The 25,342-nt window shown below is 73.2% G+C and carries 24 protein-coding genes; 8 read left to right on the top strand and 16 right to left on the bottom strand.

Annotated elements, in window-relative coordinates:
- Nucleotides 1–8: 8 nt before the first annotated feature.
- The 3 genes from HZZ00_RS14745 to HZZ00_RS14735 all read left to right on the top strand — a co-directional run bounded on the left by HZZ00_RS14745 (nt 9) and on the right by HZZ00_RS14735 (nt 2,035).
- Entirely contained in the window at nt 9–284 is a 276-nt protein-coding gene (locus HZZ00_RS14745) for a phosphopantetheine-binding protein (RefSeq protein WP_180332613.1), read from the top strand.
- A gap of 11 nt (nt 285–295) precedes the next feature.
- Complete coding sequence (locus HZZ00_RS14740; RefSeq protein WP_180332612.1) at nt 296–1,558, top strand: beta-ketoacyl synthase; 1,263 nt, start codon at nt 296–298, stop codon at nt 1,556–1,558.
- Nucleotides 1,559–1,636: 78 nt separating this feature from the next.
- Complete coding sequence (locus HZZ00_RS14735) at nt 1,637–2,035, top strand: PaaI family thioesterase (RefSeq protein ID WP_180332611.1); 399 nt, start codon at nt 1,637–1,639, stop codon at nt 2,033–2,035.
- A gap of 78 nt (nt 2,036–2,113) precedes the next feature.
- On the opposite strand, the gene HZZ00_RS14730 is transcribed toward HZZ00_RS14735, so the two are convergent.
- Together HZZ00_RS14730 and HZZ00_RS14725 are read right to left on the bottom strand one after the other, a co-directional pair.
- Nucleotides 2,114–2,572 carry a PaaI family thioesterase gene (locus HZZ00_RS14730; RefSeq protein ID WP_257585947.1) on the bottom strand — a complete coding sequence of 153 codons (459 nt, stop codon included), beginning with the start codon at nt 2,570–2,572 and terminating at the stop codon, nt 2,114–2,116.
- Between the two features lie 379 nt (nt 2,573–2,951).
- Nucleotides 2,952–3,506: a TetR/AcrR family transcriptional regulator gene (locus HZZ00_RS14725; RefSeq protein WP_180332609.1), complete on the bottom strand. Its 555-nt coding sequence runs from the start codon at nt 3,504–3,506 to the stop codon at nt 2,952–2,954.
- A 91-nt stretch (nt 3,507–3,597) separates the two neighbouring features.
- Here HZZ00_RS14725 and HZZ00_RS14720 point away from each other — a divergent pair, with 91 nt between their 5' ends.
- Together HZZ00_RS14720 and HZZ00_RS14715 are read left to right on the top strand one after the other, a co-directional pair.
- Entirely contained in the window at nt 3,598–4,773 is a 1,176-nt protein-coding gene (locus HZZ00_RS14720) for an FAD-dependent monooxygenase (protein WP_180332608.1), read from the top strand.
- Between the two features lie 135 nt (nt 4,774–4,908).
- On the top strand, nt 4,909–6,093 hold the full coding sequence (locus tag HZZ00_RS14715; protein ID WP_180332607.1) for an aromatic acid exporter family protein: 1,185 nt from the start codon (nt 4,909–4,911) through the stop codon (nt 6,091–6,093).
- Nucleotides 6,094–6,133: 40 nt separating this feature from the next.
- On the opposite strand, the gene HZZ00_RS14710 is transcribed toward HZZ00_RS14715, so the two are convergent.
- Nucleotides 6,134–6,994, bottom strand: a complete 861-nt coding sequence (locus HZZ00_RS14710; protein WP_180332606.1) for an SDR family oxidoreductase — start codon at nt 6,992–6,994, stop codon at nt 6,134–6,136.
- 88 nt (nt 6,995–7,082) lie between these two features.
- Between HZZ00_RS14710 and HZZ00_RS14705 the strand changes: the two genes are divergently transcribed.
- The gene (locus HZZ00_RS14705; protein WP_180332605.1) at nt 7,083–7,811 is read left to right on the top strand and encodes a TetR/AcrR family transcriptional regulator; all 729 of its coding nucleotides are present in this window, start codon (nt 7,083–7,085) and stop codon (nt 7,809–7,811) included.
- A gap of 30 nt (nt 7,812–7,841) precedes the next feature.
- Here HZZ00_RS14705 and HZZ00_RS14700 read toward each other — a convergent pair whose 3' ends face one another.
- The 13 genes from HZZ00_RS14700 to HZZ00_RS14640 form a co-directional block, all read right to left on the bottom strand.
- Entirely contained in the window at nt 7,842–8,513 is a 672-nt protein-coding gene (locus tag HZZ00_RS14700; RefSeq protein ID WP_257585797.1) for a hypothetical protein, read from the bottom strand.
- Nucleotides 8,514–8,612: 99 nt separating this feature from the next.
- Nucleotides 8,613–9,461 carry a lysozyme gene (locus HZZ00_RS14695; RefSeq protein ID WP_180332604.1) on the bottom strand — a complete coding sequence of 283 codons (849 nt, stop codon included), beginning with the start codon at nt 9,459–9,461 and terminating at the stop codon, nt 8,613–8,615.
- A 136-nt stretch (nt 9,462–9,597) separates the two neighbouring features.
- The gene (locus HZZ00_RS14690) at nt 9,598–11,454 is read right to left on the bottom strand and encodes a M1 family metallopeptidase (RefSeq protein ID WP_180332603.1); all 1,857 of its coding nucleotides are present in this window, start codon (nt 11,452–11,454) and stop codon (nt 9,598–9,600) included.
- A 294-nt stretch (nt 11,455–11,748) separates the two neighbouring features.
- On the bottom strand, nt 11,749–12,411 hold the full coding sequence (locus HZZ00_RS14685; RefSeq protein WP_180332602.1) for a 1,4-alpha-glucan branching protein: 663 nt from the start codon (nt 12,409–12,411) through the stop codon (nt 11,749–11,751).
- A 38-nt stretch (nt 12,412–12,449) separates the two neighbouring features.
- Entirely contained in the window at nt 12,450–13,121 is a 672-nt protein-coding gene (locus HZZ00_RS14680) for a spherulation-specific family 4 protein (protein WP_180332601.1), read from the bottom strand.
- Nucleotides 13,118–14,002, bottom strand: coding sequence for an NAD(P)-dependent oxidoreductase (locus HZZ00_RS14675; protein WP_180332600.1), 885 nt, complete (start codon nt 14,000–14,002; stop codon nt 13,118–13,120). The genes HZZ00_RS14680 and HZZ00_RS14675 overlap by 4 nt, the downstream gene beginning before the upstream one ends.
- A gap of 7 nt (nt 14,003–14,009) precedes the next feature.
- Nucleotides 14,010–14,723: a sugar phosphate nucleotidyltransferase gene (locus HZZ00_RS14670; protein WP_180332599.1), complete on the bottom strand. Its 714-nt coding sequence runs from the start codon at nt 14,721–14,723 to the stop codon at nt 14,010–14,012.
- A gap of 39 nt (nt 14,724–14,762) precedes the next feature.
- Complete coding sequence (locus HZZ00_RS14665) at nt 14,763–15,764, bottom strand: GDP-mannose 4,6-dehydratase (protein WP_180332598.1); 1,002 nt, start codon at nt 15,762–15,764, stop codon at nt 14,763–14,765.
- Between the two features lie 39 nt (nt 15,765–15,803).
- The gene (locus HZZ00_RS14660; RefSeq protein ID WP_180332597.1) at nt 15,804–17,186 is read right to left on the bottom strand and encodes a hypothetical protein; all 1,383 of its coding nucleotides are present in this window, start codon (nt 17,184–17,186) and stop codon (nt 15,804–15,806) included.
- A complete protein-coding gene (gene pelF, locus HZZ00_RS14655; RefSeq protein WP_180332596.1) occupies nt 17,183–18,694 on the bottom strand; it encodes a GT4 family glycosyltransferase PelF in 1,512 nt (503 codons plus the stop codon). The genes HZZ00_RS14660 and pelF overlap by 4 nt, the downstream gene beginning before the upstream one ends.
- A gap of 116 nt (nt 18,695–18,810) precedes the next feature.
- The gene (locus tag HZZ00_RS14650; RefSeq protein WP_180332595.1) at nt 18,811–20,946 is read right to left on the bottom strand and encodes a hypothetical protein; all 2,136 of its coding nucleotides are present in this window, start codon (nt 20,944–20,946) and stop codon (nt 18,811–18,813) included.
- A gap of 299 nt (nt 20,947–21,245) precedes the next feature.
- Nucleotides 21,246–21,776 (bottom strand): hypothetical protein, encoded by a 531-nt coding sequence (locus HZZ00_RS14645; protein WP_180332594.1) that lies wholly within the window; start codon nt 21,774–21,776, stop codon nt 21,246–21,248.
- 370 nt (nt 21,777–22,146) lie between these two features.
- Entirely contained in the window at nt 22,147–23,745 is a 1,599-nt protein-coding gene (locus HZZ00_RS14640; RefSeq protein WP_180333515.1) for an adenosine deaminase, read from the bottom strand.
- A gap of 266 nt (nt 23,746–24,011) precedes the next feature.
- Here HZZ00_RS14640 and HZZ00_RS14635 point away from each other — a divergent pair, with 266 nt between their 5' ends.
- Nucleotides 24,012–24,269, top strand: a complete 258-nt coding sequence (locus HZZ00_RS14635; protein ID WP_180332593.1) for a DUF5133 domain-containing protein — start codon at nt 24,012–24,014, stop codon at nt 24,267–24,269.
- 147 nt (nt 24,270–24,416) lie between these two features.
- Complete coding sequence (locus tag HZZ00_RS14630; RefSeq protein ID WP_180332592.1) at nt 24,417–25,337, top strand: SGNH/GDSL hydrolase family protein; 921 nt, start codon at nt 24,417–24,419, stop codon at nt 25,335–25,337.
- Nucleotides 25,338–25,342 lie beyond the last annotated feature (5 nt).

The following is a 25,342-nucleotide window of genomic DNA, read 5'->3' as shown; positions in this document are numbered from 1 at the left end:
GGAACACGATGCAGGACGGGAAGCAGGACCAGGAACTCTTCGCCCGGATCACCGAGCACATCGGTGAGTTCATGGAACGTGACGTCTCCTATCTGACCCCGCAGTCGCACATCAGCAACTCCATCGAGGGGATGAGCTCCCTCAAGCTGGTCGAGTTGCTGCTCTACCTGGAGGACTGCTTCTCGGTGGACTTCGACGAATCCGTCATGGAGAAGATCGAGACGCTGCAGGACCTGGAGGACTACATCCGCAGCGCCCAGGCCGTGTCCGGGCAGCAGGCCTGACCCGGCCCTCGGTGCGGCGCCGACGCGTGGTGGTCACCGGTGCGGGAGTGGTCTGCCCGCTCGGCTCGACGGCCGGCGAGCTGTGGGAGGGCCTCGTGGCCAAACGCTCGGGGATCGCGCCGGTCACCCGTTTCGACCCGAGCCGGTTCCGCAGCCGCCTCGCCGGCGAGGTCGACGACTCCGCCGTGGAACTCCCGCCGGGCCCGTTCCGGTTCGAGTTCAAGCGGATGAGCGCGTTCGTCCGCTACGCGCTGTTCGCCGCGGACCAGGCCGTCGCGGACAGCGGACTCGCCGTACGGGCGCACGACGACGCGAGCACCCCTCGGGCGGCTCTCCCGCCGGGGGGAGCCGTCTTCCTGGGCGTGGCCATGGGCGGACTGCCCAGCATCGAGGCCGGTGTCCTCAAACAGGAGGACCAAGGGGTGCGCAGGACCAGCCCGTTCCTGATCCCCTCGCTCATCCCCAACATGGCCGCGAGCGCGATCGCCCTGCAGCACGGGATCACGAACGAGCAGTTGACGATCGCCGGTGCCTGCGCGAGTGGCTGCCAGGCGGTGGGAGAGGCGATGCGCGCGATCCGGTCCGGTGCCCGCACCTGGGCGCTGGCCGGCGGCGCCGAGGCCGTGACGACCCCGATCACCTACTCCGGCTTCCAGGCCATGAGGGCCCTGAGCCGGTCCGACGACCCGGCGAGCACACCGCGCCCGTTCGACCGCCACCGGGACGGGATGGTCGTCGGCGAGGCCGCGGCCGTCTTCCTGCTGGAGGACCGCGCGCACGCCGAAGCGCGTGGTGCGCGGTGGTACGGCGAACTGACCGGGTATGCCACGAACAGCGGGTGCGACGACATCACGGGCATCTCGACCCCTCATGTCGTACGGGTCATGACCGGCGCACTGGCCGACGCGGCGGTGGCCGCGGACGCGATCGACTGCGTATACGCGCAGGCGTCCGGCATGGTCGGGGGCGACGCGGCCGAACTCGCCGCCGTGGCCGAGCTGGTGTCGGACTCCCGACGGCCGCCGGTCGTCACCTCCATCAAGGGCCACACGGGGTACACGTTCGCCGCGAACGGTCCGATGAACCTCGCCGCCGCCCTGATGGCGCTCCGGCACCAGACGGTGTCGCCCACCCTGAAGTACGAGCAGAGCGATCCCGCGTTCGCGGACCTCGACATCCCGGTCGACGCGCGGAAGACCGAGCTGCGCCATTGTCTGGTCAACGCCTTCGGTTTCGGCGGGATCAATGCCAGTCTCGTCGTGTCGCGGGCCTAGCCGCGAACGATCCGTTCCCTGAAGGAGACCGTCTTGGGTTCCGCGTCGACTCACTTCGAGAGGCTCACCCGCTGCTGCATGAAGTGCAGGATCTCCCAGTTCCTGGACAAGACCATCGAGATCGAGAAGGCGGGAGTGGCCAGGGTCGCCATCCCCTTCCACGGTGATCTGACGCAGAACGCCGGCTTCCTGCACGCGGCGATGCTGTTCGAGGTCGCGGACACCGCCGGGTTCATGGCGGCCAACTCGATGGAGGAGACCTACAGCGTCCTCACGGTCGACTACCACATCAATCTGATCCGCCCGGTGCGGCACGAGGGAATCCTGGCCACCAGCGAGGTGGTGACCGCGGGGAAGACCATCTACGTCACGCGCAGCGACGTCTACAGCGACAGCGGCAAGCTCGTGGCGGCGGGCCAGGGCACGTACACCGTCTCCGGCATCCGCCTCTCCGACCTCGACGGCTACGACGACTGAGGACGCGGCGGCCGGCCGGACCCGCGTTCCCGTCCGGCGGCCGGCCGCCGGACGGGAACGCGGACGGTGCCGGGTCCTTCACCGGTCCGGGCGTGACTCCAGGCAGATGAGCGTCTGCTGTCCGGTGGCGACGAGGGTCTTCTCGTCCCCTTCGTGGCCGAAGACCTGAAGCTGGCACACCGTCAGCGTCCGGCCGGACTTGAGCACGGTGCCCACCGCCTCGATGCGGTCGCCCCCGGCGGGAGCCAGGAGATTGATCTTGTATTCCACGGTGAGCACGGTGGAGCCCTCCGGGAAGAGGGTGAAGGCCGCGTAGCCGCCCGCGCTGTCGGCGATGGCGCTGGTCGCGCCGGCGTGGATGTAGCCGTGCTGCTGGGAGACCTCTTCCCCCCGGGGCAGCGTGATGTGCACACGGCCAGGGGCGATGTGCGTGATGCGAGCTCCCAGGGTCCGCATGAGCCCTTGCCGGTCGAAGCTGTCCTGCACGCGGGCCAGTACCCCGGGGCTGACCTGATCCGGTAACACCTGCGGTTCCAGTTCCACGTCTCTCCTCGCGCTGTCGTCGTCGACGGTTGCGGCCGTGCGGCCCGAGACTACTCCGCGGGGCGGGGGCCACATGATCGAACAAGGGATCACTTGTTCCCTCGAACAGGTGGCCGTCGTCCATCCGAGCGGCTCGACTGCTTCGATCGGGTGAGACTTGCGTTGTGCGAGTGACGGGCTGCAGACCGTAGCTGAGCACAGTCCCAACGCATAGGCACATCGCAAGGAGCAGCACCATCATGAACATCCTCACCAACGTCCTGGCCGGCCTCGTCCACCTCGTGGGGTGGCTGGTCTGACGCCCCAGGGCGCGTGAAGCGCGGCGGCGCCGTCTCCCTGTCCCACGGAGGCGGCGCCGCCGTCGTGTTCGGGGTCAGCGCAGCGCCGCGGTCACGAGCCCCGCGATCTCTTCGTCCCGGACGTCGCCGCCGTTCACCAGCCGGTCGAACACCAGCCCGTCGACACAGGTCAGCAGCGTGAGCGTCCGCTCCTGCGGCTCCGCCACCCCGTGCGCGGCGAGGAAGTCGCACACCGCCTGCCGCGCCCGGTTCTCACGCGGCACCAGGATCTCCCGCAGCTCGGGGTGCCGGGCGCTCTCGACGGCGCAGGCGTAGCGCGCGAGCGAGCGGCGGCGCCCGTCCCCGGTGAGCCGCACCCGTACCAACGCGGCGATCCCGGCGGCCAGTTCGTCCGCGTCCCGGACCGGCAGCCGTGCCGACATCTCCTCCAGCTCCGCCTGGTCGAGGGCCACGAGGCGCCGTACCAGCGCGGCCAGGAGGGCCTGGCGGGTACGGAAGTAGGCGGAGGTGGTGCCGGGCGGCAGGCCCGCGGCCCGGTCGACGGCGCGATGCGTCAGCCCCCGGATGCCCGTGTCGGCGAGCACCGTGATGGCCGTGTCGGCGAGGAGAGTACGTCGGTCTGTGGACACCTCCTCTTTCTACACCCCTGCTTCTACGGCTGTAGAAACCCTGCGGTACGGTCTTCTACAGCTGTAGAAAACCGAGGCGAAGGGGGTCGGCATGGGTGAGACGGCGGTGGTCGTCGGGGGCGGCATCGGCGGGCTGGCGGCGGCCATCGGGTTGCGCCGGATCGGCTGGCGGGTACGGGTCGTGGAGCGGGCCGCCGTCCTGGACGACGCGGGCGCGGGAATCTCGCTGCACGCCAACGGGTTGCGGGCCCTGGACGCGCTCGGCGTCGGGGCTGCCGTCCGCGAGGCGGCGCGTCCGCAGTACACCGGGGGCACGCGCACCCCGTCGGGCCGGTGGCTGGCGCGGATGGACGGGGCCGCGCTGGAGCGCGCGCTGGGCACGCCGATCGTCGGCATCCGCCGTTCGGCCCTGCACCGGCTGCTGCGCGCCGCCCTGCCGGACGAGTGCCTGCACATCGGGGCGACCGTACCCTCGCTCCACCTGAGCGACCCGGACACCGTGGGCGTGCCGCTGCCGGACGGCATCATGGCGGCCGACCTGGTGGTCGCGGCGGACGGGGTGGGCAGCCGGCTGCGGGGCCAGCTCTTCCCGGACCACCCCGGCCCGGCGTACAGCGGCTCCACGGTCCTGCGGGCGATCACCGAGCACCCGCTGCGGCTGCCCACGGACTTCGAACTGACCTGGGGCGAGGGCGCGGAGTTCGGGCACATCGGGTTCACCGACGGCCACGCCGAGTGGCACGCGGTGCTCAACTCGCCGCCCGGCGTACGGCACACCGATCCGCTCGGCATGCTGCGCCGCCGTCTCGCCGGATGGCACGGTACGGTCGGCGCGCTCCTCGACGCCACCCGGCCCGAGGACGTCCTCCACCACGACATCAACGAACTCGTCACTCCTCTGCCGTCGTTCGTCTCCGGCCGGGTGGCCTTGCTCGGAGACGCGGCCCACGCGATGACACCCAACCTCGGCCAGGGCGCCTGCCAGGCACTGGAGGACGCGGCCTCGCTGACCGCCGCCCTCGCGGACGCGCCGTCCCTCCCCGCGGCCCTGTCCCGCTACGACGCCGAACGCCGTCCCCGTTCCCAGGCCGTGGCCCGCGCCGCCCGCCAGGCCGGCCGCATGGGCCAGCGGCTGTCCAACCCGCTGGCCGTCACCCTCCGCAACACCGCCCTGCGCCTGGCACCGTCGGGCATGACCATGCGGGCCATTCTGCGTCACGCGGACTGGACGGCCCCGCGGCCGGCGACCGCGCCGAGGGTGCCGTAGGGCCGTGTGACCGGCGGCCGGGGCGGGCGCGTGACCGTTCGCCGGCCCGTCCGGATGGGCGCCCGGCCGCGGGCACCAGCGGGTCCCGCCCCAGGCCGGGCGCATATCCCGGCCCGCAGTGGCCACCCGGGACACATGCGATGTGGGCGTGGAGCCGCCGTACGGGCCGTCGGGGATGCCGTGCGGCGGGCGGGGCAGGTGTTGCGGCTGGATCTGTCGGCGGCGGTGCGCAGTGTGCGGCGCGCCTGGGCGGAGCCCGGGCGGGAGCGGGACCTGGCGGTCCAGGCGCTGAAGGCGGCGCTGGCCGCGTGGGTGGCCTGGATGATCGCGGGGTGGTGGCTGCACGCGCCGGTCGCGTTCGTCGCGCCATGGGTCGCGGTGGTCCTGGTGGAGTCCACCGTGTACCGGTCGCTGGCACACGGCCTCCAGCAGCTGGCGGCGATCACCGTCGGGACGATCACGGCCACGGCGGTCGGGCTGCTGGTGCACAGCACGGCGGTGACGATGGCGGTGGTGCTGCCGGTCGCCATGCTGCTCGGGCACTGGCGGCGGCTGGGCAGCCAGGGCATCTACGCGGCCACCGGCGCCCTGTTCGTCCTCACCAACGGCGCCGTCACCGTCGCCACCTCGGCCGACCGGATCGCCGCGGCGCTGTTCGGCGCGGGCGTCGGCATCGCCGTCAACGCGCTCGTGCGCCCGCCGCTGTATCTGCGCGACACCCGGGCGGTACTGCGGGACGCGACCGAGGAGGCCCACGACATCCTGCACGAGGTGGCCGACGGGCTGGCCCGGGGACACTGGGAGGCGGAGGAGGCGAGCGCCTGGCACGACCGGGCGCTGCGGCTGCACCAACTGGTCGACCAGGCCCGCTCCGCGGTGGAGTGGAGCCGGGAGAGCCTGCGCGCCAACGTCCGCCGCCGCGCCGGTGCGCTGCCGCTGCCCGGCAAGGGGTACGACGACGCGCTCGCCGTGCTGGACTACGCGTCCGTGCACACCGCGGGGGTGACCCGCACGGTGCTGGAGGCCGCGACCGAGGAGCGCGCGGCCCGCCGCCCGCATCCCGAACTCGCCCTGAGCTACGCCCGGTTCCTGTACCGGACGGCCCGCGCTCTGCGGCTCTACAGCCACAGCAGGTTCGACGCCGACTGCGAGGAGGAGCTGCGCACGGAGGTGGCGGGCCTGCGCGACACGCTCGACACCCTGCGCCGCGACCTGGCCCGCTCCACCACCGACGACCCCGACGAGGTCGCCACCTACGGCGCCCTCCTCACCCAGGCCAACCGCCTGGCCGACCAGCTCCTGGCCTCGGCGACGCCCTAGCCATGTGGCCCCGCAGGGCCGTTGCCGCGGCCGACCGGGCCTATGCGGCCCAGGCGCGCTCCAGCTGGCTGCCGAAGGTGGCGGGCTGCCGCCCGAGCAGCTCGGCCAGCGTCGGGTTCACGGCGGTGAACTCGCCGCCGCGCGCCGCGGCGAAGATGCTCAGCAGCAGGTCGGCGATCGGGGCCGGGGCACCGTGCGCCAGGGTCTGCTCCCGGAAGACGTCGTCGGGGACGACGGTGCGGGTGAAGGTGCGTCCGGTCGCCTTGGAGGCGAGTTCGGCGACGGTGTCGAAGTCGAGCGCCGCCGGGCCCGTGAGCGGCGGAGTGGGCCCCTCGAAGCGGGCCTGCCCGGCGAGGATCGCCGCGGTGGCCTCGGCGAGGTCGTCGTGGCCGGTCCAGGCGACCGGGCCGTCGGCGGGGAGGGCGATGTCGCCGGTGTGTCGGGCGGGCTGAAGGAGCTGAAGGGCGCTGGAGGCGTAGAAGCCGTTGCGCAGCGCGGTCCAGGGCAGGCCGGTGGCGCGCAGCAGGTCCTCGGTCTCGGCGTGGTCCCGGCAGGGCTGGAAGCGGGAGTCGTGGGCGGCGCCCATCTGGCTGGTGTAGAGGATGCGGCCGACGCCGGCGCGCACGGCGGCGTCGATGGCGGCACGGTGGCCGCCGACGCACTCTGGGCCCGTGCGGTCGAGGGAGACCAGGAGCAGCTGCTCGGCGCCCTCGAAGGAGTGCGCGAGCGAGGCGGGGTCGTCGAAGCTGCCCTGGCGCACGCGGACGCCGCGGTCGGCGAGGTCCCGGGCCTTGTGCGGATCGCGGACACTGACGCCGACCCGGTCGGCGGGGACGCGCTCCAGCAGGCGCTCGACGGTGCGACGGCCGAGCTTTCCGGTGGCTCCGGTAACGATGATCATGACGTTCTCCGTGACTGTTTCCGATGGAAGCTCAGCAACAGTAACACTGGAAATTCCAGCGGAACCATATTCTCGGTATCATCGATTCATGGTTACCCGCGACTCAACCGACAGCCCCCGGCACCGCATCGTCGAAGCCGCCGTCGAGCTACTGGAGAACGGCGGCCCCGACGCGGTGAGCACCCGCGCGGTCGCGGCCGCGGCGGGCATGCAGCCGCCGGCGATCTACCGCCTGTTCGGCGACAAGGACGGGCTCTTGGAGGCCGTCGCCGAACACGGCTACGCGCAGTTCCTGGAGCGCAAGCGCGCACAGCTCGATCCCGCCCCGCAGGACCCGGTGGAGGAGCTGCGCCGCGGCTGGGACATGGTGGTGGAGTTCGGGGTCTCCCGGCCCGAGCTGTTCGCGGTGATGCACCGGGCCGCCGGCCGGGGATCGGACGCGGCGCACCGCGCGGGCCTGGAGATCCTCCACGGACGGGTGCGTCGGCTGGCGGCCGGGGGCTGGCTGCGGGTCGACGAGGAACTGGCGGCCCAGATCATCCAGGCGACCGGCCAGGGCGCGGTCACCACCTGGCACTCCACCCCCGCGGACCGCCGCGATCCGGCGCTGCTGACCATCCTGCGCGAGTCCATGATCGCGGCTGTCACGCGCGCCGAGCCGCTGGTCCCCGCCGCGGAGTCCGGCCCCGCCGCGGCGGCCCGCGCGCTGCGCGCCGCCCTCCCCGACAGCGCCGGTGTCCTGAGCGACGCCGAGCAGCGCCTGCTGCACGAGTGGCTCACGCGCCTGGCGGCGGACGGTGGCGCGCCCCCTGCCTGACCAGGCCGCCCGCTGCCGAGAACGCGGGGGTCAGTACACCTGACCGGCCAGGGGCCGTACGCCGATCGACCACGGCCCGTCCGACTGCGCGTGGATGAGGCACGGGCCGGGGAGCGGGACCTCACCGGACCAGGGACCGGCATGGTTGGCCAGCTCGTCGAGGAAACCGGAGCCGTCCGGCTCGAAGGTGTCGACGAGGAAGCAACCGCCGTCTGAGCGCGGAGCACCCGCGTACCGCAGGCGGGCAACGGCCGGGCCGCCTGCGTAGCGCAGGACGTCCGACGCGCCGCGCTCGGCATGCTCTTCGAGGACGACGGCGTCGTCCAGACCGGTCACCTCGACCACCCAGGGCCCGTCCGCGTCGATCCGCAGGGCGCGCACCGGCCGGTCGTCGGCGTTGACCAGGGCACGGCACGCGAAGGGCCCGTCGGTGTACACGAGTTGGCTCCCCGAGCGCATCCTGCCGTCCAGCGCGTCCACGACGAAGTGGCCGCGTCCGTGGTGCGTGATGCCGACGACGACCGGCGCCGACGAGGTGGTCAGCTCCATCACCCGGCTCCCGTCGCCCGCGAGCCGCTGGAGCACCGGGGCGCCCGCGCCGACCGGCACCGGGCCCGGCCCGCCCCCGACGGCCGCGAACCCGTCCGCCTTCACCTTGGCCACCGTGCCCCGCGCGCCCCGCCCGCTGCGCAACCATTTCATCCCGTCCCCCTCCCGGACCGGCGCCACGGTACGCCACCGGGGCCCGGCGCGCGGTCGGTTTCCCGTCGGCGCCGCCGTCCCGCCCTCCTGGCCGGGGTGTCAGCCGGTGGCGAAGTCGCGCAGCTGGTCGAGGCTGCCGTTGAAGCGGTCGTGGTCGCCCACCGTCTTGCCGGTGGAGGTGTACTGCCACATGGTGTAGGAGGACCAGCCGGCCGGCAGCTTGCCCACCGTGGAGGCGTAGCGGGCGACCCACAGCGGGTTCGCGCCGAAGCCGCCGTAGTTGCCGGTGCACTGGGTCCACCAGCTGGTGGCCGTGTAGATCACCGCCGCACGGCCGGTGCGCGCCTTGTAGCGGTTGAGGAAGTCCCGGATCCAGCCGACCATCTGGCTCTTCGACTTGCCGTAGCAGGCCGGTCCGTACGGGTTCCACTCGATGTCGAGGACGCCGGGCAGCGTTCTGCCGTCGCCCGACCAACCGCCGCCGTGGGCCACGAAGTAGTCGGCCTGGGCGGCACCGCCGGTGCTGTCCGGGGTCGCGAAGTGGTAGGCGCCGCGCACCATGCCGAGCTTGTACGGGCCGTTGTACTGCTGGGTGAAGTAGGCGTTGCGGTACGAGGTGCCTTCCGTGGCCTTGGTGTACGCCCAGCGCACCCCACTGCCGTAGAGGGTGGACCAGGCGACGTCGCGCTGGTGGCTGGAGACGTCGACGCCCTCCGTCTGGCCGGTGCGGGAGTCGGAGAGCGAGTCGTCGGAGGCGTCGGCGTGGGCACCGTCGTGGGTGAGGACGCCCATGCCCATGTAGGCGCTGCCCCGCTCGGGGGTCGCGGCGCCGCTGTCGGGAACGGCCGCCGGGACGGACAAGGTGAGGAGGAGGCCGGTCAGCACGCCGGTGACGGTCAGGCGTGGACGGCCGCGGGTGAGGAGTATCGAGCTTCGCACGGATTCCATCTGACCCGGCATCGGGCGGCGCCGCACTCCGGGCCCCCCTCAACACGCCCGCCCGATACCGCGTTTGGTCCATACGAGTGGCCCCGCACAGGGGTGCCGGCCGGCCACGGGAGTGCCCGCGGCCGGCCGGTGCCCGTCAGCCGTCGATGCGGTGCTGGGCCCAGAAGGACGTCAGATCCGTGCTGGTCGCGGCCTGCGCGGCGGCCTTGAAGTCGGCCGTGGTCGACACGCCGTACCAGTGCGCCGTCGCGTAGTCCTTCAGCAGCTTGGCCATGGCGGTGTCGCCGAGGACGCGCTGCAGATCGTGCAGGGCGCACTTGCCGTAGCCGTAGACCACGGTGGAGTAGCGCGAGGAGTGCGCGTCCCAGTACGCCATCGAGTTGGTGATCTTCTCCGTGCTGGACGCCCAGGAGACGCTGTTCCAGCAGTTGGTGCCGGTGTCGCCCTGGGCGAGGTCGGTGGCGTAGTCGGCGAACGACTCGTCCAGCCAGGGGTTGTTGTACTCGTCGTCGCCGACGATGCCGTACCACCACTGGTGGGCGATCTCATGGGTGAGCGCGGTGCTGCTGACCAGGTCGAGGACGAACCCGGGGTACTCCATCCCGCCGAACCAGTAGTTGTTGTCGAGCACCGCGTCCAGTTCGCCGTACGGGTAGGCGCCGAAGCGGGCGGCGTGGGCGTCCACGGCGGACTCGGCGGTGCCGAGCATGGAGCGGGCGCTGGTGGAGCTGATGCCGGAGACGGAGTAGACGTTCACCGCGACCCCGGACGGGGAGGTACCGGAGATCTTGGTGAAGGGCCCGGCGGCCCAGGCGAAGTCGCGGACCTGGGAGGCGGTGGCCGTGGTGACGGTACGGCCACTGGAGCCGGGGGTGTCGGTGGAGGTGCCGGTGGCCGGGACCAGCAGGCCGCTCGGGTGGTCGAGGGTCATCTTGAAGCCGGCGGCCAGGGAGTAGAAGGCCTCACCGTTGTCCGTGTAAGGGTCCAGGTGCCAGCCCGCCGCGTCGCGGACGGCGAGGACGGGCAGCGCGTTGCCGATGAAGCTGTAGGCGCCGTCGTGGCCGAAGCGGTCGGCGCCGCTGGGCACGGTGATGCCGAGGTCGAAGCCGATGGTGGCGCTCTGGCCCTGGGCGAGCGGGGCGGGCAGGGTGATCTTCAGGGCGGTGCAGGCCACGGAGAGGTCGCCGGCGGTGCCGCCGGTGACGTTGGTGACCTTGATCGGCATCGCGTCGCAGGTGCCGTGGTAGTTGTCCCACAGCCGCAGGTAGACCTCGTTCAGCGCGGTGGCGGAGGCGTTGGTGAACGTCGCGCTCTCGTGCCCGGTCCAGGCGGTGCCGCTGGTGTCGCTGCTCAGGTTCACGGTGTACGACGGGGCCGCCGGGGTCCGGGTGGGGTCGGTGGCCGGGGGCGCGGTGCCGCCGGAGGTGTCGAGGGCGATGTCGTCCAGGACGAAGCTGGTCTGGAGGCTGGAGTCCTCGGTGCCGGTGAAGGACAGGTTCACCGTCTGCCCGGCGAAGGACGACACGTCGAAGGACTTGCGCACATAGCCGGTGTTCTTGTCCAGGTTGGACCAGCTGCCCAGGGTGGTGCCGCCGATCTTCGCGGTCAGCTTGTCGTACGCGGTGGCGGAGGTCGTCTCGGCGGTGTCCACGTGCAGCCAGAAGCTGAGCGTCGCGGTGCCGCATCCGCCGGGGATGGTGACGCTCTGGGCGAGGCTGTCGGTACGGGTCCTGCCGGTGCCGTCCAGCCAGGCGTAGTTGCTGCCGCCGTGGGCGGTCTGCCCGGTGCGGCTGGTGATCACGGTGGACGTGGACGCGGTCCACGCCGAACCGCCGTTCTCGAAGCCGCCGTCGGTGACCACCTGGGCCGCCGTGCAGTCCGCGGGAGCGGTGGCCGGGCGGGCGGCGGCGGGGATGGCGGGGAGGAGGAAGGCGGCCAGGGCGGCGGTGGTGAGTGCGGCGGTGCCCGCGGCCTTGTGGGGGGTCGGTCTCACACGCTACTCCTTTGCGGCGGCCGGGATTCCGGCCTGCTCGATGGCCGTCCGGCCGGCGGGGTGGCCGGGGCGGCCGTGGTCCGGTGCTGTGCCGGGGAGCCGGTCGCACCCCGCTGGGGCGGGGCGACGACTGCCGAAAGAGTGACAGATTTGACCCGGACATGCCATACACACCGCCGGTTCGGCGGCCGGGAGGGCGCACGCCGGGTGGGGGACGTGCCGGGAGCGGCGGGGACGGCGGGAGGAGGACGGGCCGTCCGCCGCCCCCGCGGGGCGGGCGGCGGACGGGTGGGGTCAGGCCTGGCGCAGGGTCAGCAGGACGGCCCGCTGCCAGTCTCCGGCCGGGGACGGCCAGCCGGTGGCCACGTGGCCGAGGGCGTCCTCGGCGGGGAGCGGCGGGTCCTGGTCCGCCGGCGCCGGTGTGAGGACGCGGTGGACGTGCAGGACGGAGCCGTGCGGTGCGGGCAGGCGGGTGCCGTCGGTGTCGTCGGCCGGTGCCGGGGTGAAGCCCTCGGGCGCGAACGGGACGCCCGCGTAGGCGCGGGACACCTCGTGGTCCGGGGTGTCGGTGATGCTCTGGGCCATCGCCTGCGCCTTGCCCTCGACGAGCAGCAGCAGTTCGGTGACCAGCACCGGGTCGCACAGGCCGTCGTACGCCCAGCGTTTGCCGAGCACGCCGTGCTCCATCGTGCCGACCAGCGCGTGCTCGGCCCCCTCCAGCGGCGCGCCGCGGTAGGTCAACGGCACGAAGTAGACCGTGGGTTCGGCGCCCGCGGTGTCGGTGACGACCATGAACTCGATGCCGACCTCGCCCGCGGGGTCGTCCAGCCGGAAACCGCCGGACTTCTCCAGCACCGGGCCGTCCGGGCCGCCGCGGTACCAGGGGCGGGTGGGCAGCCACTCGGTGAGCAGTTCGAGCTTGGAGGGCTTGAGGGTCGTGTGATGGATGACGGCCATGGCGGTGCGGTTCTCCCGTGGTGCGCGAATGGACGGGCTTAGCTTCGCACACCGTCCGCCCAGGTCAGCGCGGGAGTCAACGCGGCCCAGGGATTGGGCCCTTCACCCGTCACCGGCCCGCAGACCCCGGCTCCCCGCTCCGTCGCCGTGCGCACCGCGAGCGGGACCAGGGCCGCCGGGACGCCGTAGACGAGATGACAGAGCCGTTCGGGCGGTTGACGGGCGGTCCAGGAAGGCCGGGTGAAGGCGGAGACGTACGTTGACCAGTGTCCCTCGAACGTGACCGTGAGGTCGGCGAGCCGGACGTACCCCGGCGCAGGATGGACACCGGGGTTGAGCACGACGGTGCCCGCGCCCTGCCGGCGCAGCTCGCGCACCAGGCGCCGGCAGGCGGGCAGGCCCGCCGGAGTGGCGGTAACCCGGTCGAGGAAGCAGCCGTCGGTCCGGTACCACTCCCGGTGCCGCCGCGCCTCCTCGGTGATCTCGGTCCGGTCCCGGGCGCCGTAGTCGGTGTCGACGTAGCCGAGCAGCCGGGCGCCCGCCGCGCGCAGTGCCCGGGCCGCCGCCGTGTAGGCGGGATCGGGGGCGGTGCCGGGCCCGCTCGCGGGGTTGAGCACGACCGCGTGGGTGCGGGCGGCCCCGGTGATCAGCCGGTGCCAGGCGCCCGGGTCCTCGGCCGGGTGCACGTACAGCGGGACCAGCAGGCTCATGCCGTGGCCGCCCACAGCGCGGCGAGGGAGTCGTCCAGGCCGTGGGCCGGGCGCCAGCCGAGGACGCGGGCGGCGGCGGAGACGTCCGAGCACTGCCAGGACACCTCGGCGGAGCGCGCCGAGCCGCCCGCGCTCTCCTCCAGGCGGCCGCGGAACCCGGCCGTCCGCGCCAGCCCGTGCACCAGGTCGCGCACCGGTACGGCCGCGCCGCCGCCGATGTTGAGCACGGGCGGCAGGGGTCCGGGCGCGGTGACGGCGAGGGCCGCCGCGCGGGCGACATCGCGGACGTCCACGAAGTCACGGTAGGCCGAGAGGTCCCCGAGCCGCAGCACCGCCGAGGGGTCGGGGCCCGCCGAGCGCAGCAGCGCGGTCACCCGGCCCGGCAGGCCCGCCGCCGGCGCCCCGGCGCCCACCGGGTTGCCGATCCGCAGCACCACCGCGTCCAGGGCGGCCGCGGCCACCGCGAGGGTGCCCGCGAGCTTGGTGGCGCCGTACGGGGTGACCGGGCGGGCGGGCGCCGACTCGGTCACCGGGACCCCGGGGGTGCCGGGGCCGTACTCGGCGGCGGAGCCGAGGTGGACCAGGCGGGCCGTCGGGGCCGCCTCGCGCAGCGCGGCACAGAGCACGGCGGGCCCACGGGCGTTGACCTCCGCGAGGGTGACGGGGTCGCCGCCGGTGGCGCCCGCGCAGTTGACCACGGCGTCGGGGGCGGCCGCCGCCAGCGTCTTCGCCAGCCGCTCGGGGCGGTCGGTGGCGAGGTCGACGGCGTACTCGGCGCCGGTGCGGCCGGCCGCGGACAGCCGCGCGCCCGGCAGGGCGCGCAGCCGCTCCGTCACATGGCGGCCCAGGTATCCGGTGCCGCCCAGGACGAGAATGCGCATGCGGGACTCAGGCTCCCTTGAGCAGCAGGGACTTGCGGGTGGTGAACTCGGCGTTGGCCCGGTCGTAGTCGTCGGGTCGCCCGATGTCCAGCCAGTAGCCGGCGAACTCGTAGGCGTGCGGCGGGTTCTGGGCCTTGAGCAGGTCCAGGACGAGTTCGTCGAAGCCGAGCGGCAGCCCGGGGGTGTAGCCGTCGAGGGTGGCGCGGGAGAGGCCGTAGACGCCCATGGAGACCCGGTAGTCCATGCTGGGCTTCTCGGTGAACGCGACGACCTTGCTGGCGTCGGTGGTGAGCACGCCGAAGTCGATGTGCACCTTGCGCGCGTAGGTGGCGATGGTGAGCGGCGCGCCGGAGTCCCGGTGCCGGCGCAGCACGTCGGCGTAGTCGAGGTCGGTGAGGATGTCGCCGTTCATCACGAGGAAGTGCTCGGGCAGTCTCTCTCTCAGGTTGAGCAGCGGGCCCATGGTGCCGAGCGGGCTCTCCTCGGTGGCGTAGTCGACGGTCATGCCCCACTGGGAGCCGTCGCCGACGTAGGCGCGGATGATCTCGCCGAGGTGGCCTATGGCGAGGGTGCAGCGGGTGAAGCCGGCCGAGGACAGCTGGCGCAGCACGATCTCCAGGATGGCGTGCTGGTCGCCGATGGGGACGAGCGGTTTGGGCAGCGCGGTGGTGTAGGGCCGAAGCCGGACGCCCTTGCCGCCCGCCAGGATCACTGCGTGCATGGGTTCCTCCTTGGAAGACGTCGTGACGTGCCGGACGGGTCAGATGTTGTAGATGCCGGTCTTGTAGCGGGCCAGGTTGGCCGGGTCGCGGAAGAACTCCACGGTGTGCGCGAGGCCTTGCTCCAGGGTGTGGGCGGGCCGCCAGCCGGTGGCACCGGTGAGCCGGCCGGCGTCGGCGACCAGCCGCATCACCTCGGAGGCCGCCGGGCGGATGCGCGCGGGGTCCTCCCGGACGTCCAGCGGGGTGTCCATCACCTTGCCGATCAGGGCGACGAGGTCGCCGACCGAGATCTCGCCGCCGGTACCGGCGTTGAAGGTGCGGCCGACGACGTGCTCGGCGGGGGCGCCGCCGACGGCGAGGAAGGCCCGGGCGGTGTCCTTGACGAACAGGAAGTCGCGGGTGGGCCGCAGATCGCCGAGGGTGATGGTGCGCTCCCCCGCCGCGACCTGGCCGATGACGGTGGGGATGACCGCGCGCATCGACTGGCGCGGGCCGAAGGTGTTGAACGGCCGCAGGGTGACGACGGGGGTGCCGAAGCTGGCGTGGTAGCTGTCGGCGAGCCGGTCTCCGCCCGCCTTCGACGCGGCGTACGGGGACTGGGTGTTGATGGGGTGGTCCTCGGTGATCGGCACCGTCAGCGCGGTGCCGTAGGTCTCGCTGGTGGAGGTGTGCACCAGGCGGGGGGTACCGAGGGCGCGGGCCGCTTCGAGGACGTTGAGGGTGCCGGTGACGTTGGTCTCCACGTAGCTGTGCGGCGCCTGGTAGGAGTACGGGATGGCGATCAGGGCGGCCAGGTGGTAGGCGACGTCGGCCCCGTCGAGCAGGCCGCGCACCGAGCCGGGGTCGCGGACGTCGCCGAGGACGATCTCCACCTGGTCGAGGACGTCCGGCGCGAGGGTCTCCAGCCAGCCGTAGGAGGAGAAGGAGTTGTACTGGGCCATGGCCCGCACCCGGTGCCCGGAGGCGACGAGCGCCTCGGTGAGGTGAGAGCCGATGAAGCCCTCGGCACCGGTGACGGCGGCGAGCGGTTGGGAAGTCAACTGGGAGGTCCTTCCAGCGAGTTGGTGGAGGGTGCGGGTTCAGGCGTGCCGCGCCGGGCGGCCGAGCAGCCGCAGCGCGCACGCCAGGAGGGACAGCACGCCGGCAGCGCAGCAGAGCGGCAGCGCGGCCGGGCCGGGTGGCAGGCGCAGCACGGTGACCGCGCCGGCCGCGGCCGCGGCGGCCAGACAGATCGCGGCGGGCGGCCAGGCGGTTCCGAAGGCCTGGAGGAGCAGCGCGGTCCACAGGGTGGCCGCGAGCAGCAGCAGCGGGGCCGGCGGGGCGCCGGTGAGATACGCGGCGGGGAGCAGCGGCAGCAGATAGCCGAGCAGGCACAGGCCGAGCACGGCGGCGGAGCGCAGCAGGAACGCGGTGGGGGTGGCGGTGGCGCGCAGCGCGGCGACGGACAGGCCGCGGTAGCGGTAGAGCAGCCACTCGGCGGGTCCCATGCTGAGGGTCAGCACGATCACCGCGTACGGCTCCCGCCGCCCTTCGAGCAGCACCAGCAGCCCGGCAGCCAGCCCGAACAGGCCATAGGGCAGCGACCGGCGCAGCGGGGGCCGCCTGCCGCCGTCGGCCGCGGGCTGGGCGAGCGGCCCGCGCAGGGCGTGCGCGGTGGCGGCGAGCGTGGCCAGCAGCGCCAGCAGGGGCAGGCCGAGGCGCGGCACGGTGCCGGGCTCCCAGCCCGACTGCCAGGCGGCGCCCCCGATGAGCGGGGTCAGCGCGGCGAGCAGCACCTTCTCGCGGGCCAGGACGAGCAGGACGCCCGCCGCCGCGAGGTAGAGGGACTGGGCCGCCACGGCGAGCAGGACCGCCCCGCCGCCGGTGAGCGGGGCGGCGGTGGCGGTGGCGAGTGCCGCCCCCACGGGAGCGCCGACCGCCAGGGTGCGGGCGGCCTCGCGGCGGCCGGCCGTCATCCGCAGGTGGGCGCGGTGGCCTAGTCCCTGCCCCCAGGCCCAGGAGACCAGGCCCGCGACGATCAGGGCGGCGGCGTGCCGGCCCGGGTGCCACAGGGGCGCGGTGAGCGGGTAGGCGAGGCCCGGCAGGGCGAACAGCAGCCCGCGCAGCAGACAGCGCACGTGGTCGGGGCGCCAGGGGTCGGCGGCCGGCGCGGGCTCGGGGAAGGTGCGGGGCACCTGTTCGTAGAGCGCGGTGGCGAGCGAGAACAGGTTCGGGTGGCCGTACCGGTCCTTGATGGTCTCGGCGGTCAGGCCCTCGGCCTCCAGCAGGGCGGCGACCTCGTAGGGGTGGACGGCGGGGCCGATGCGGTCGGCGAGTTCCGCGGCCAGCAGGCTGACCGCCGCGGCACCGGCACCGTGGCCGGGCAGCCGCAGGGCCAGGGTGCGTTCGTCGGGGCGGGCGAGCCGCAGGGCCAGGGTGTCCTGTTCGGCGCCGCCCGGTTCCAGGGCCATCGGTCCGCTCATCCGGCCAGGCTCCCCGCGGCGGCCCGGGGCTCGGCCACCGGTACGGCCTGTACGGCGAAGGGCCGTGCGTGGTCGGGAAGTTCCAGGTATATCGAGCGGAAGGTGTCGATGGTCTGCCGCAGGGTGAACTGCTCGATGACCCGCAGCCGGGCCGCCTCCCCCATCGCCCTGCGCCGCGTACCGTCGCCGAGCAGTTCCAGGGCCGCTTGCGCCATCCGGTGCGGATCTCGCGGGGGCACGACGAGCCCGGTGTCGCCGACGGCCTCCCGCACCCCGCCCACGTCGGTGGAGACGGTGGCCCGCCCGCAGGACATGGCCTCGATGAGGGTGAACGGGAAGCCCTCGCTGATGCTGGAGAGCATCACCACGTTCCCGGCCGCGTAGGCGTCCTTGATGTCCTCGACACGGCCCTCGAAGGTGACCGCGTCCGCGTGGCCCAGCTCGGCGGCCAGCGCCGTGCAGCGTTCCCGGTAGGCCTCGCCGCCCCGGGGTGTGCCGCCGAACAGCCGGAGCCGGGCCTCGGGTATCCGGTCTCTGACCAGGGAGAACGCCCGTATGAGGGTCTCCAGGTCCTTGATCGGGTCGACCCGGCCCGCCCAGCTCAGCGTGGGCACCTCCGGTTCGGGGCCGGCCGGCGGGAAGGCGGCCGGGTCCACGCCGTTGTAGACGGTGCGGATGGCCCGCGGGTCGGCGCCGCCCTGTTCCTCCCAGAGCCGGTTGTAGCGGTTGCCCGGGGTGATGAGCGCGGCCCGGCGGTAGCTCTCCTCGGCGAGCAGCCGGAAGAAGCCGAGGACGACGGCCTTGACCGGCCAGCGGTAGGGGGCGGTGCGGTAGCCGAGGTAGCGCTCGCGCAGATAGACGCCGTGTTCGGTGAGCAGCAGCGGGACCCCGTGCCGGTCGAGGGCGGCGAGGCCGGGGAGCACGGCGACGCCGCCGCTGACCGCGTGGGCCACCCCGTGCCGGGGCGGGGGCGCGGCGAGCGGGCGCAGGGCGTGTTCGAGCAGGGCGGTGGCGGTGACCGCGTCGTGCAGGGTGGGGCGGGCCTCGCGGACGGCGAGTCCGGGCCGGTTCCACACCGCGGCGAGCAGGGCGACGGCCCGGTCGCCGCGCAGGAACGGGCTCAGCGTCCCGTCGGCGGCGGCTCGCGCCAGCAGGTAGAGGGCGGGCGCGAACTGGTCCTCGGCGCACGGGTCGAGGAGCGCGGTAAGAAAGCGTTCGTAGGCGGTGGCGAGGCGGCTGAGCGCGCGGCCCCGGGGCGGACGGCCCTCGGGCGCCTCACCCCACATGGGCACGGAGAGCACCTGGTGGACCTGGGCGGGCAGGTCCCAGACGACGGCCTCGCGTCCGGTGCCGGTGACGGCGATGACGTCGAAGTCGAGGTCGGGCATGCCCTGGACGAGCTGGTCGCACCAGACGCTGACGCCGCCGTGGCTGTGCGGGTAGGTGCCTTCGGTGAGCAGGGTGACGTGCGCCGCGCCCGGGCGGCGCGCACCGTGGTGAACGTGCATCGATGGGGCTCCACGGCCAGAGGTGTGGGGTGGTCGTGCGGGTTCCGGCCGCCGCCGGGCGGCCGGAACCCGGGCCCGTCCGGTGGTGCCGGACGGGCCCTCGGGTCGGTGCGCGTTCAGTTGTCCGGGGTGTACGGGACCTGCTGGGCGACGCCCTTGGGGAGCTTGGTGCGCGGGGCCGGGGCGGTAGCCGCGGACCGGGTGTGGACGGGTGCGTGCGAGGCGGCGGCGGACGCGGTGGCGGGGAGGGTGAAGGTGAGCGGGATGCCGATGGAGGCGGTCCAGCCGGACCGCTCGCCCGCGTAGGCGGTGCCGAACGGGGTGCCGACGAGGGTGGTGCCGGTGGGCAGGGTGGCGGTGGCGTTGACTCCGGCGGGCGCCTGGACGGTGACGGTGTTGCCGATCCGGTAGGCGGTGACCTGTCCGGCGCCGAGGGCGTTCTGCCAGGCGGCACGGCGCTGCTGTTCGGCGCCGATGTCCTTCATCCGCAGGTTCACCAGGGGGGTGTTGTCCGCGAACAGCGCGGCGTAGCCGTCGAGCACACCGTTGAGGACCGGGTAGGCGATGCGGTCCTCGGTGAGGTTGGACTGGTGGATGAAGTGCGGCTTGGGGTCGTTGGACAGCACGTGGCCGAGGTCGATGCGGGTCTCCAGCGGCACGATGTAGTCCTGGTAGCCGGTGCCGGTGTCCAGCGGGGCGGGCAGGCAGGTGGTGGTGGCCGGGTTGTCCTCGCAGATGCCGCTGCCGCCCTGGGCGCGGCTGGTGTAGAGCCAGTTGTACTCGTCGACCTCCTCGGAGGCCTTGCCCGCGTTGTAGAAGACGTTCATCGGGTACCGGGCGACGGTGGTGGCGGGGCCGACCTGGCGCTGGGACGGATCGCGGGAGGCGTCGGCGGCGAGCCACTTGACCCCGTTGTCGGTGAGCGCGGGCCCCAGGTTGGGGTTGTCGTCCGGCTGCTGCGGCAGGATCCGCAGCCCGGAGTGTTCACCGGTCACCAACTCGCTGTTGTCCAGCGGGAGTCCGTTGGTCTGCCCCCAGACCCGGTTGGTGGCGATCTCGTCGTCGATGCTCTGGCGGCTGACCCACTGGGTGGCGCCGGCGGCGTTGGTCACGCACTTCCAGGGGACCACGGTGGTGTCCTGCGCGCAGCCGAGGAAGGCGTGCGTGTAGGTGTGGTTGATCCAGCGGAACTGGTCGCGGTCCGCGATGAGTTTGTCGGCGAGCTGGTCGACGCCGTCGTTGTCCTCGCGCTGGTCGACGCTGCCGGAGCCGTTGTAGGCGAGATCGAGGGTGAAGTGGCGGCTCTGCTCCCAGGCCGTGGCGTAGTCGACGTCCGCGGGGGTCATCCGGATCGGGTTGGGCGTGCCCGAGTCGTTGGTGCAGTCGACGTCACCGGGCGTGCAGTTGAGCTGGGTGTCCCAGCGGTCGTCGGCCGCGAACACGTCGTCCACGTGCACGGCGAAGTAGTTGCGGGAGGCGCCGAGGTGCACCCCGCCGGTCATCCAGTCCACGATGCCGCGGGCCAGCAGCCGGAACTGCTGCTGGTACTGGTTGTAGACGAAGGTGATGACCAGTTCGCGCCGGCCGTCGTGCCGGTACTCGCCGACGAGGGAGCCCTGGGTGGTGGTGCCGGGGATGGTGGCCTGCACGTACGGGGTGAAGTCGGCGCCGGGCGCGGGCGTCGAGAGGTACGCGTAACTCTCGTTGACGGCAGGCGAGTTGTCTTCGAACGGCACGGCGCCCTTGAGGTAGCCGAAGGGCCCGCCCCGGCCCGCGGTGGTCACCTGGGCCTGGACTCCGTCGATGCCGCCGGAGTAGCCGCCGGAGGTCGGGACCTGGAGTCCGGCCTGGGGGCGGGCGTAGGTGTAGGCGTCGACCTGCGGGATGCCGTACGTCTGCTCGTAGGCGGCGAGCGCGCTCATCTCGGCACTGCCGGCCGGGAACGGGTTGTCGTTGGGCAGTACGACGGCCTGGTACTTGGCGCGCGCCCGGCCGCCCACGGTGTCGGCGAGGAAGCCGGCGTCGATGGTCGGCCGGCCGCTGCTGGTGAGGTCGACCTTGGTGAACGGCGTTCCCTCGGAAGTGAGTTCCGCGGCGATGGCGTCGGTGGCCGGGCCGCCGTCGCTCACCACCAGGACTCGGAGATCGATGCGCGGTGTGCTGGTGTCGGCCTGGGCCGGTCCTGCCTGAAGGCCGAGCGCGGCGATGAGCGCGCCCACCGTCAGAGTGGTGGTGCGAATGGTCCGCTTCATGCGGTGAAGTCCCCTCCCCGGACAGGGGTGAGCACGGCTCACATGGAGCGGACGCACCCCCTCGCGCGACGCCGGCATCCCCCTCAGAAACCGGTCGTCGACGCATCCGTCGCGTCACATAGTGATGGATGTGTGTAGCTTTTGTGGCCGAGTCACAAAACCTGACGGAAAATGGCTGGTGTCCAACTGCGGTACGGGGCAACCGTGATGACCATTTTCCCGTCCCCGCGCGGGGGTCGCGGGACACGGCGCGCCGGCGGACCGCCTGGATCCGCCGGGCGACGTCGTGGTGGTGCGCGTCAGGCGCAGAGCACGCGCGTCTCGGGCGTGTACACGGGGCCGCCGTTGGTGTTGGTGCCGTCGCTGAACTCGGCGTAGAAGTACGAGTAGAAGCCGATGTTGCCGTTGCAGCCGGAGTCGGCCGCGACCTGGAGGGTCAGGGTGACGGTGCGGCTCTGACCGGGCGGGATGGTGGCACCGTAGTTGGTGCCGAGGTTCGTCGGGCCGGTGCCGGAACAGGGGGTGGCACTGCCGCCGCCGACGGCGGCCAGGCTGCAGCCGGTGAAGCTGTACTTCAGGTCCGGGCGCTGGGTGGTCAGCCAGGTCGGGTCGATGGTCTGGTACACGAACAGAACGTCGTACGTCTTGTTGTTCGTGAGCGTCATCGACAGCTTGACCGAGCCGCCGGGGGTGGTAGTGGCGCTGTCGGTGGTGAAGGCGAGGGAGGCCGGGGCCGTGTCGGCACTGGCACCGGAGGTGAGGCCGAAGACGGCGAGGACGACGGCGAGGACGGCGGTGAGACCGAGGCGTCTCAGCAGAGGTGATCGCATGGCCCGGGAGGCTAGGGGCGCGCCCCGCACGCCGTCTGCCCCGTCCGGGGAACCCCGGAGACGACCGACGAAAAGCGGCCATTCGGTGAAGGCGATGTGATGACACTGTGGCGATCATGTGGGTGCGGCATCCGCGCACCGTGCGGGCGGCGACACCGGTGGCGCACGGTGCCGGACGGGACGCCGTGATACACCCGGGGTAATGGCGTGTACACGACCCGTACCCACGGGCGGAACCGGGGCAACCGGTTGTGCGACGGCGTGTTTCCCGGCCAATCGGCGGTTTCCGGCCGCCCGGGCCCCGCCCCGGCCCCCGCGGGGAGACCGGGACGGGGCCCCGGGAGAGGCGCTCGCGGGCGGGCGGCTCACCTCATCCGCGTGCGTGCGCCCGCTCGAACGCCGCGAACGCGGCCTCCTGGCGCCACTCCAGGCGCGCCTTCGCGCTGCCCGCGAGGAACTGCCGGCAGCGCGCGCTGTGCACCGGCAGTCCGGGGTGCTCGGCGCGGCACACCTCGACCGGGCGGTAGCCCTGGGCCGCGGGGTTGCCCTGCCACAGGTCGGCGCCGGGCAGGAAGGCGTACTCCAGGGAGGCGCGGGCCAGGTCCTTCAGCTCGGGGTAGCCCAGGCCGTAGGTGGCGGCCGCGTACTGGTACTCGTGGCTGATGTCGATGCGGGAGACGCCGGGGTCGTCGGTGGCGAGGACGACCGGGACGCCGTAGCGGCGGTAGGTGGTGAAGGGGTGCTCGGCGCCCTTGACGCCGAGGATCTGGGCGTTGCTGGAGAAGGGCACCTCGACGGCGATCCGCCGGGCCGCCATGGTGCGGGCGGTGCGCTGCCAGTCGTCCTCGTGGACGAGGTCGACGCCGTGCCCGACGCGCTCGGTGTGCGCGACGTCGACGGCCTCCCTGATGTGGAACTTCAGGTCCGCCGGCTTGACCAGACCGGGCCACAGCTCGCCGGCGTGCAGGGTGACATGGGCCCTCGGGTACTGGGTGCGCAGATAGCCGACCATGCGCATCTGCAGGCTGTAGTTCCGCAGCGAGCTGTCCCAGTCCTCGGGCTGGACGAGGTTGACGGCGACGAAGCGCGGGTCCGCCTCGGCGAGCCGCATGCCGAGCGCGAGCTGCGTGAACACCCGCACCGGCGAACCGCCCCGGGACGCCTGGGAGATCCAGCGGACGGTGAGCCCGCAGGCGGGCCGGGCCCCCGCGGTGCCGCAGTGCTCGGTGGCGCGGAACTCGGCGTCGCCGTCGTCGGCCTCCCCGCGCGCGTCGGCGACCAGCTTGTCCAGCCTGCCGCCCGCGACCAGCCTGCGGTGCAGGGCGGCGAGGTCGGCGTCCCAGCCCACTTCGTCGGCGAGCTTCTTGGCGCCGTCCGAGGCCGGGGTGACCATCGTCTCCAGGTACGACTGGTTGTTGCTCACGGCGGTGTCGGCGACCTGGGCGAGCAGCTTGCCGCGGTGCCGCCAGGTCACCTCGCCGAACTTGCCGAAGGTGTCGAAGAAGTGGTCGTGGCCGTTCTGGTCCGGCGGGAAGTCCTGCATGGACCAGGCGCGCACGATCGCCGCGTGGAAGGCTCGGTCGGTGCGCGCGTCGGCGGCGGGGCGGGTGCCGGCACCGCAGGGCGGGGGGACCGCGGTCATCGTCGCGGTGTCGATGCACAGGCCGTCCTCGGCGGCCAGCTCGACGAGGTAGTCCGTGTTCACCGCGCCGGAGAGGTGGTTGTGCAGGTCGCCGCCCTTGGGCAGCTCCCGGAAGAAGGCCCGCAGGGCCGCGGGCCGGTCCTTGACGGAGCGCAGATAGGCGTCGGTGCGGGCCTCGGCGGCCGTGACCTGCCGGGGCGGCGGCGCGGCGGGCCGGGCCCCCGGGCGCGCCGGCTGCGCGGCGGCGGGCAGGGCGGACAGCAGGGACAGGACGCTGAGGGTGCCGAGCACGGCCGGAACGACCCGGCGCGGTACGGCACTTCGCATGTGCAGACTCACACCGGCATGATCACGGAAGGATCCCGGCGAAGGGGGCGCAACCGGCGCACGGCGACCGGAGAGCACCCTTGCGAGTGACATCTCCGTCTTCATGTCCGGTTCGGACCCGCCCTGCGGCCGGTTACGGACGCGCGGACCGCGCGTTGCGCGCGGACCGTGGGAAAGCCGACAGCTGGGGTGGCATGCGGGGCGTGGGTGGGGGTAGTCGCGATTGCGATCTCGTACATCGGCGACACACCACGGAGGCCCACCCCATGCTGATGGCACACCCCGCCGTACTGAAGGACCTCATCGCCCAGTACGAGGCCCTCACCCTGCTCGGCGCGGAGGAGAGCACTCCGGGGGCGCAGCAGCGGCTCGCGGACATCTCCTACACCCTGTGCGTGGCCACCGGCACGCAGGACGTCGACATGGCGCTGATCGCGGCCCGCCACCGGCTGTCCGGGGCGCGCCCGGAGGACGACTCGCTGCTCCAGGAGCCGGCGCCCGTGCGGACGGGGTCCGCCGCCTGACCTCGCGGGCGACCCGCCACTCCCCCGAACTCGTCCCCTCCCGCTTCTGGTCGCCGGGACCTACCGGACGGTATACAGAACCGGTCGATCGCGCGAAGGCCGCTGTACGGCGCCGTCCGCGCCGTGTACCGGTCCCAGGGGGGAACCATGAGCAACGACAGTCGTCCGGCGGGCGGGGCGAGAGCCAGGCGGCGGGCCGCGACCGTGGCGGCGGCGGTGGGCGGGTGCGCCCTCGTCGCCGCCTCCGCCGTCCCGGCCGCCGCGCACCCCGCGCGACACCACGGACACCGGCTCGACTACGTCGCCCTGGGCGACTCCTACACCTCGGGCCCCGGCATCCCCACGCAGGTGGACGCCGACTGCGCCCGCTCGGACCGGAACTACCCCTCGCTGGTGGCCGGCCGGGCCGGGGCGACCACGTTCGCCGACGCCAGCTGCTCCGGGGCGACGACCACGCAGATGTGGCAGGCCCAGGGCAGCAATCCGCCCCAACTCGACGCGCTGTCACGGGACACGGACCTGGTGACGGTGCAGATCGGCGGCAACGACGTCGGGTTCGGCCCGATCATCGGCAGGTGCGCCGGCCTGGGCGTCCAGGATCCGGCGGGCAACCCGTGCGAGCGCGCCTACGAGGCGTCGGGGCAGGACGAGCTGGCCCTCGCCGTCCGGCGGACGGCGCCGAAGATCGCCGGGGTGCTGCGGGCCGTGCACGCCCGGGCCCCGCACGCCCGGGTGCTGGTCGTCGGCTATCCCGATCTGCTGCCCGACGACGGCGTGGGATGCTTCCCGCAGGTCCCCTTCGCGCAGGGTGACTTCGCCTATCTCAGGGACACCGAGAAGCGGCTGAACCTGATGCTGCGCACGGAGGCGGCGCGCAACCGGGCGGAGTACGTGGACACGTACGGGCCCACGGTCGGCCACGACATGTGCAAGGCGCCCGCGGACCGCTGGATCGAGCCGCTCCAGCCGGCCTCGCCCGCGGCCCCGGCCCACCCCAACGCCCTCGGCGAGCAGGCCATGTCGGGCGCGGTCCTGAACCGGTCGGCAGGGAACCACGGGCACCGCTGAGCGCG

The sequence above is a fragment of the Streptomyces sp. NEAU-sy36 genome (assembly GCF_013423905.1).
In the GTDB taxonomy this organism is placed as follows: Bacteria; Actinomycetota; Actinomycetes; order Streptomycetales; family Streptomycetaceae; genus Streptomyces; species Streptomyces misionensis.
The sequence above is the reverse complement of the archived record's forward strand: the minus strand, read 5'-3'. Positions and strand labels throughout refer to the sequence as shown.

Coding starts and splice junctions, on each gene's coding strand:
- HZZ00_RS14745 (WP_180332613.1), top strand. CDS start 9: ATGCAGGACGGGAAGCAGGACCAGGAACTCTTCGCCCGGATCACCGAG.
- HZZ00_RS14735 (WP_180332611.1), top strand. CDS start 1,637: ATGAAGTGCAGGATCTCCCAGTTCCTGGACAAGACCATCGAGATCGAG.
- HZZ00_RS14720 (WP_180332608.1), top strand. CDS start 3,598: ATGGGTGAGACGGCGGTGGTCGTCGGGGGCGGCATCGGCGGGCTGGCG.
- HZZ00_RS14715 (WP_180332607.1), top strand. CDS start 4,909: ATGCGATGTGGGCGTGGAGCCGCCGTACGGGCCGTCGGGGATGCCGTG.
- HZZ00_RS14710 (WP_180332606.1), bottom strand. CDS start 6,994: ATGATCATCGTTACCGGAGCCACCGGAAAGCTCGGCCGTCGCACCGTC.
- HZZ00_RS14705 (WP_180332605.1), top strand. CDS start 7,083: ATGGTTACCCGCGACTCAACCGACAGCCCCCGGCACCGCATCGTCGAA.
- HZZ00_RS14700 (WP_257585797.1), bottom strand. CDS start 8,513: ATGAAATGGTTGCGCAGCGGGCGGGGCGCGCGGGGCACGGTGGCCAAG.
- HZZ00_RS14695 (WP_180332604.1), bottom strand. CDS start 9,461: ATGGAATCCGTGCGAAGCTCGATACTCCTCACCCGCGGCCGTCCACGC.
- HZZ00_RS14685 (WP_180332602.1), bottom strand. CDS start 12,411: ATGGCCGTCATCCATCACACGACCCTCAAGCCCTCCAAGCTCGAACTG.
- HZZ00_RS14680 (WP_180332601.1), bottom strand. CDS start 13,121: ATGAGCCTGCTGGTCCCGCTGTACGTGCACCCGGCCGAGGACCCGGGC.
- HZZ00_RS14675 (WP_180332600.1), bottom strand. CDS start 14,002: ATGCGCATTCTCGTCCTGGGCGGCACCGGATACCTGGGCCGCCATGTG.
- HZZ00_RS14670 (WP_180332599.1), bottom strand. CDS start 14,723: ATGCACGCAGTGATCCTGGCGGGCGGCAAGGGCGTCCGGCTTCGGCCC.
- HZZ00_RS14660 (WP_180332597.1), bottom strand. CDS start 17,186: ATGAGCGGACCGATGGCCCTGGAACCGGGCGGCGCCGAACAGGACACC.
- pelF (WP_180332596.1), bottom strand. CDS start 18,694: ATGCACGTTCACCACGGTGCGCGCCGCCCGGGCGCGGCGCACGTCACC.
- HZZ00_RS14650 (WP_180332595.1), bottom strand. CDS start 20,946: ATGAAGCGGACCATTCGCACCACCACTCTGACGGTGGGCGCGCTCATC.
- HZZ00_RS14645 (WP_180332594.1), bottom strand. CDS start 21,776: ATGCGATCACCTCTGCTGAGACGCCTCGGTCTCACCGCCGTCCTCGCC.
- HZZ00_RS14640 (WP_180333515.1), bottom strand. CDS start 23,745: ATGCGAAGTGCCGTACCGCGCCGGGTCGTTCCGGCCGTGCTCGGCACC.
- HZZ00_RS14635 (WP_180332593.1), top strand. CDS start 24,012: ATGCTGATGGCACACCCCGCCGTACTGAAGGACCTCATCGCCCAGTAC.
- HZZ00_RS14630 (WP_180332592.1), top strand. CDS start 24,417: ATGAGCAACGACAGTCGTCCGGCGGGCGGGGCGAGAGCCAGGCGGCGG.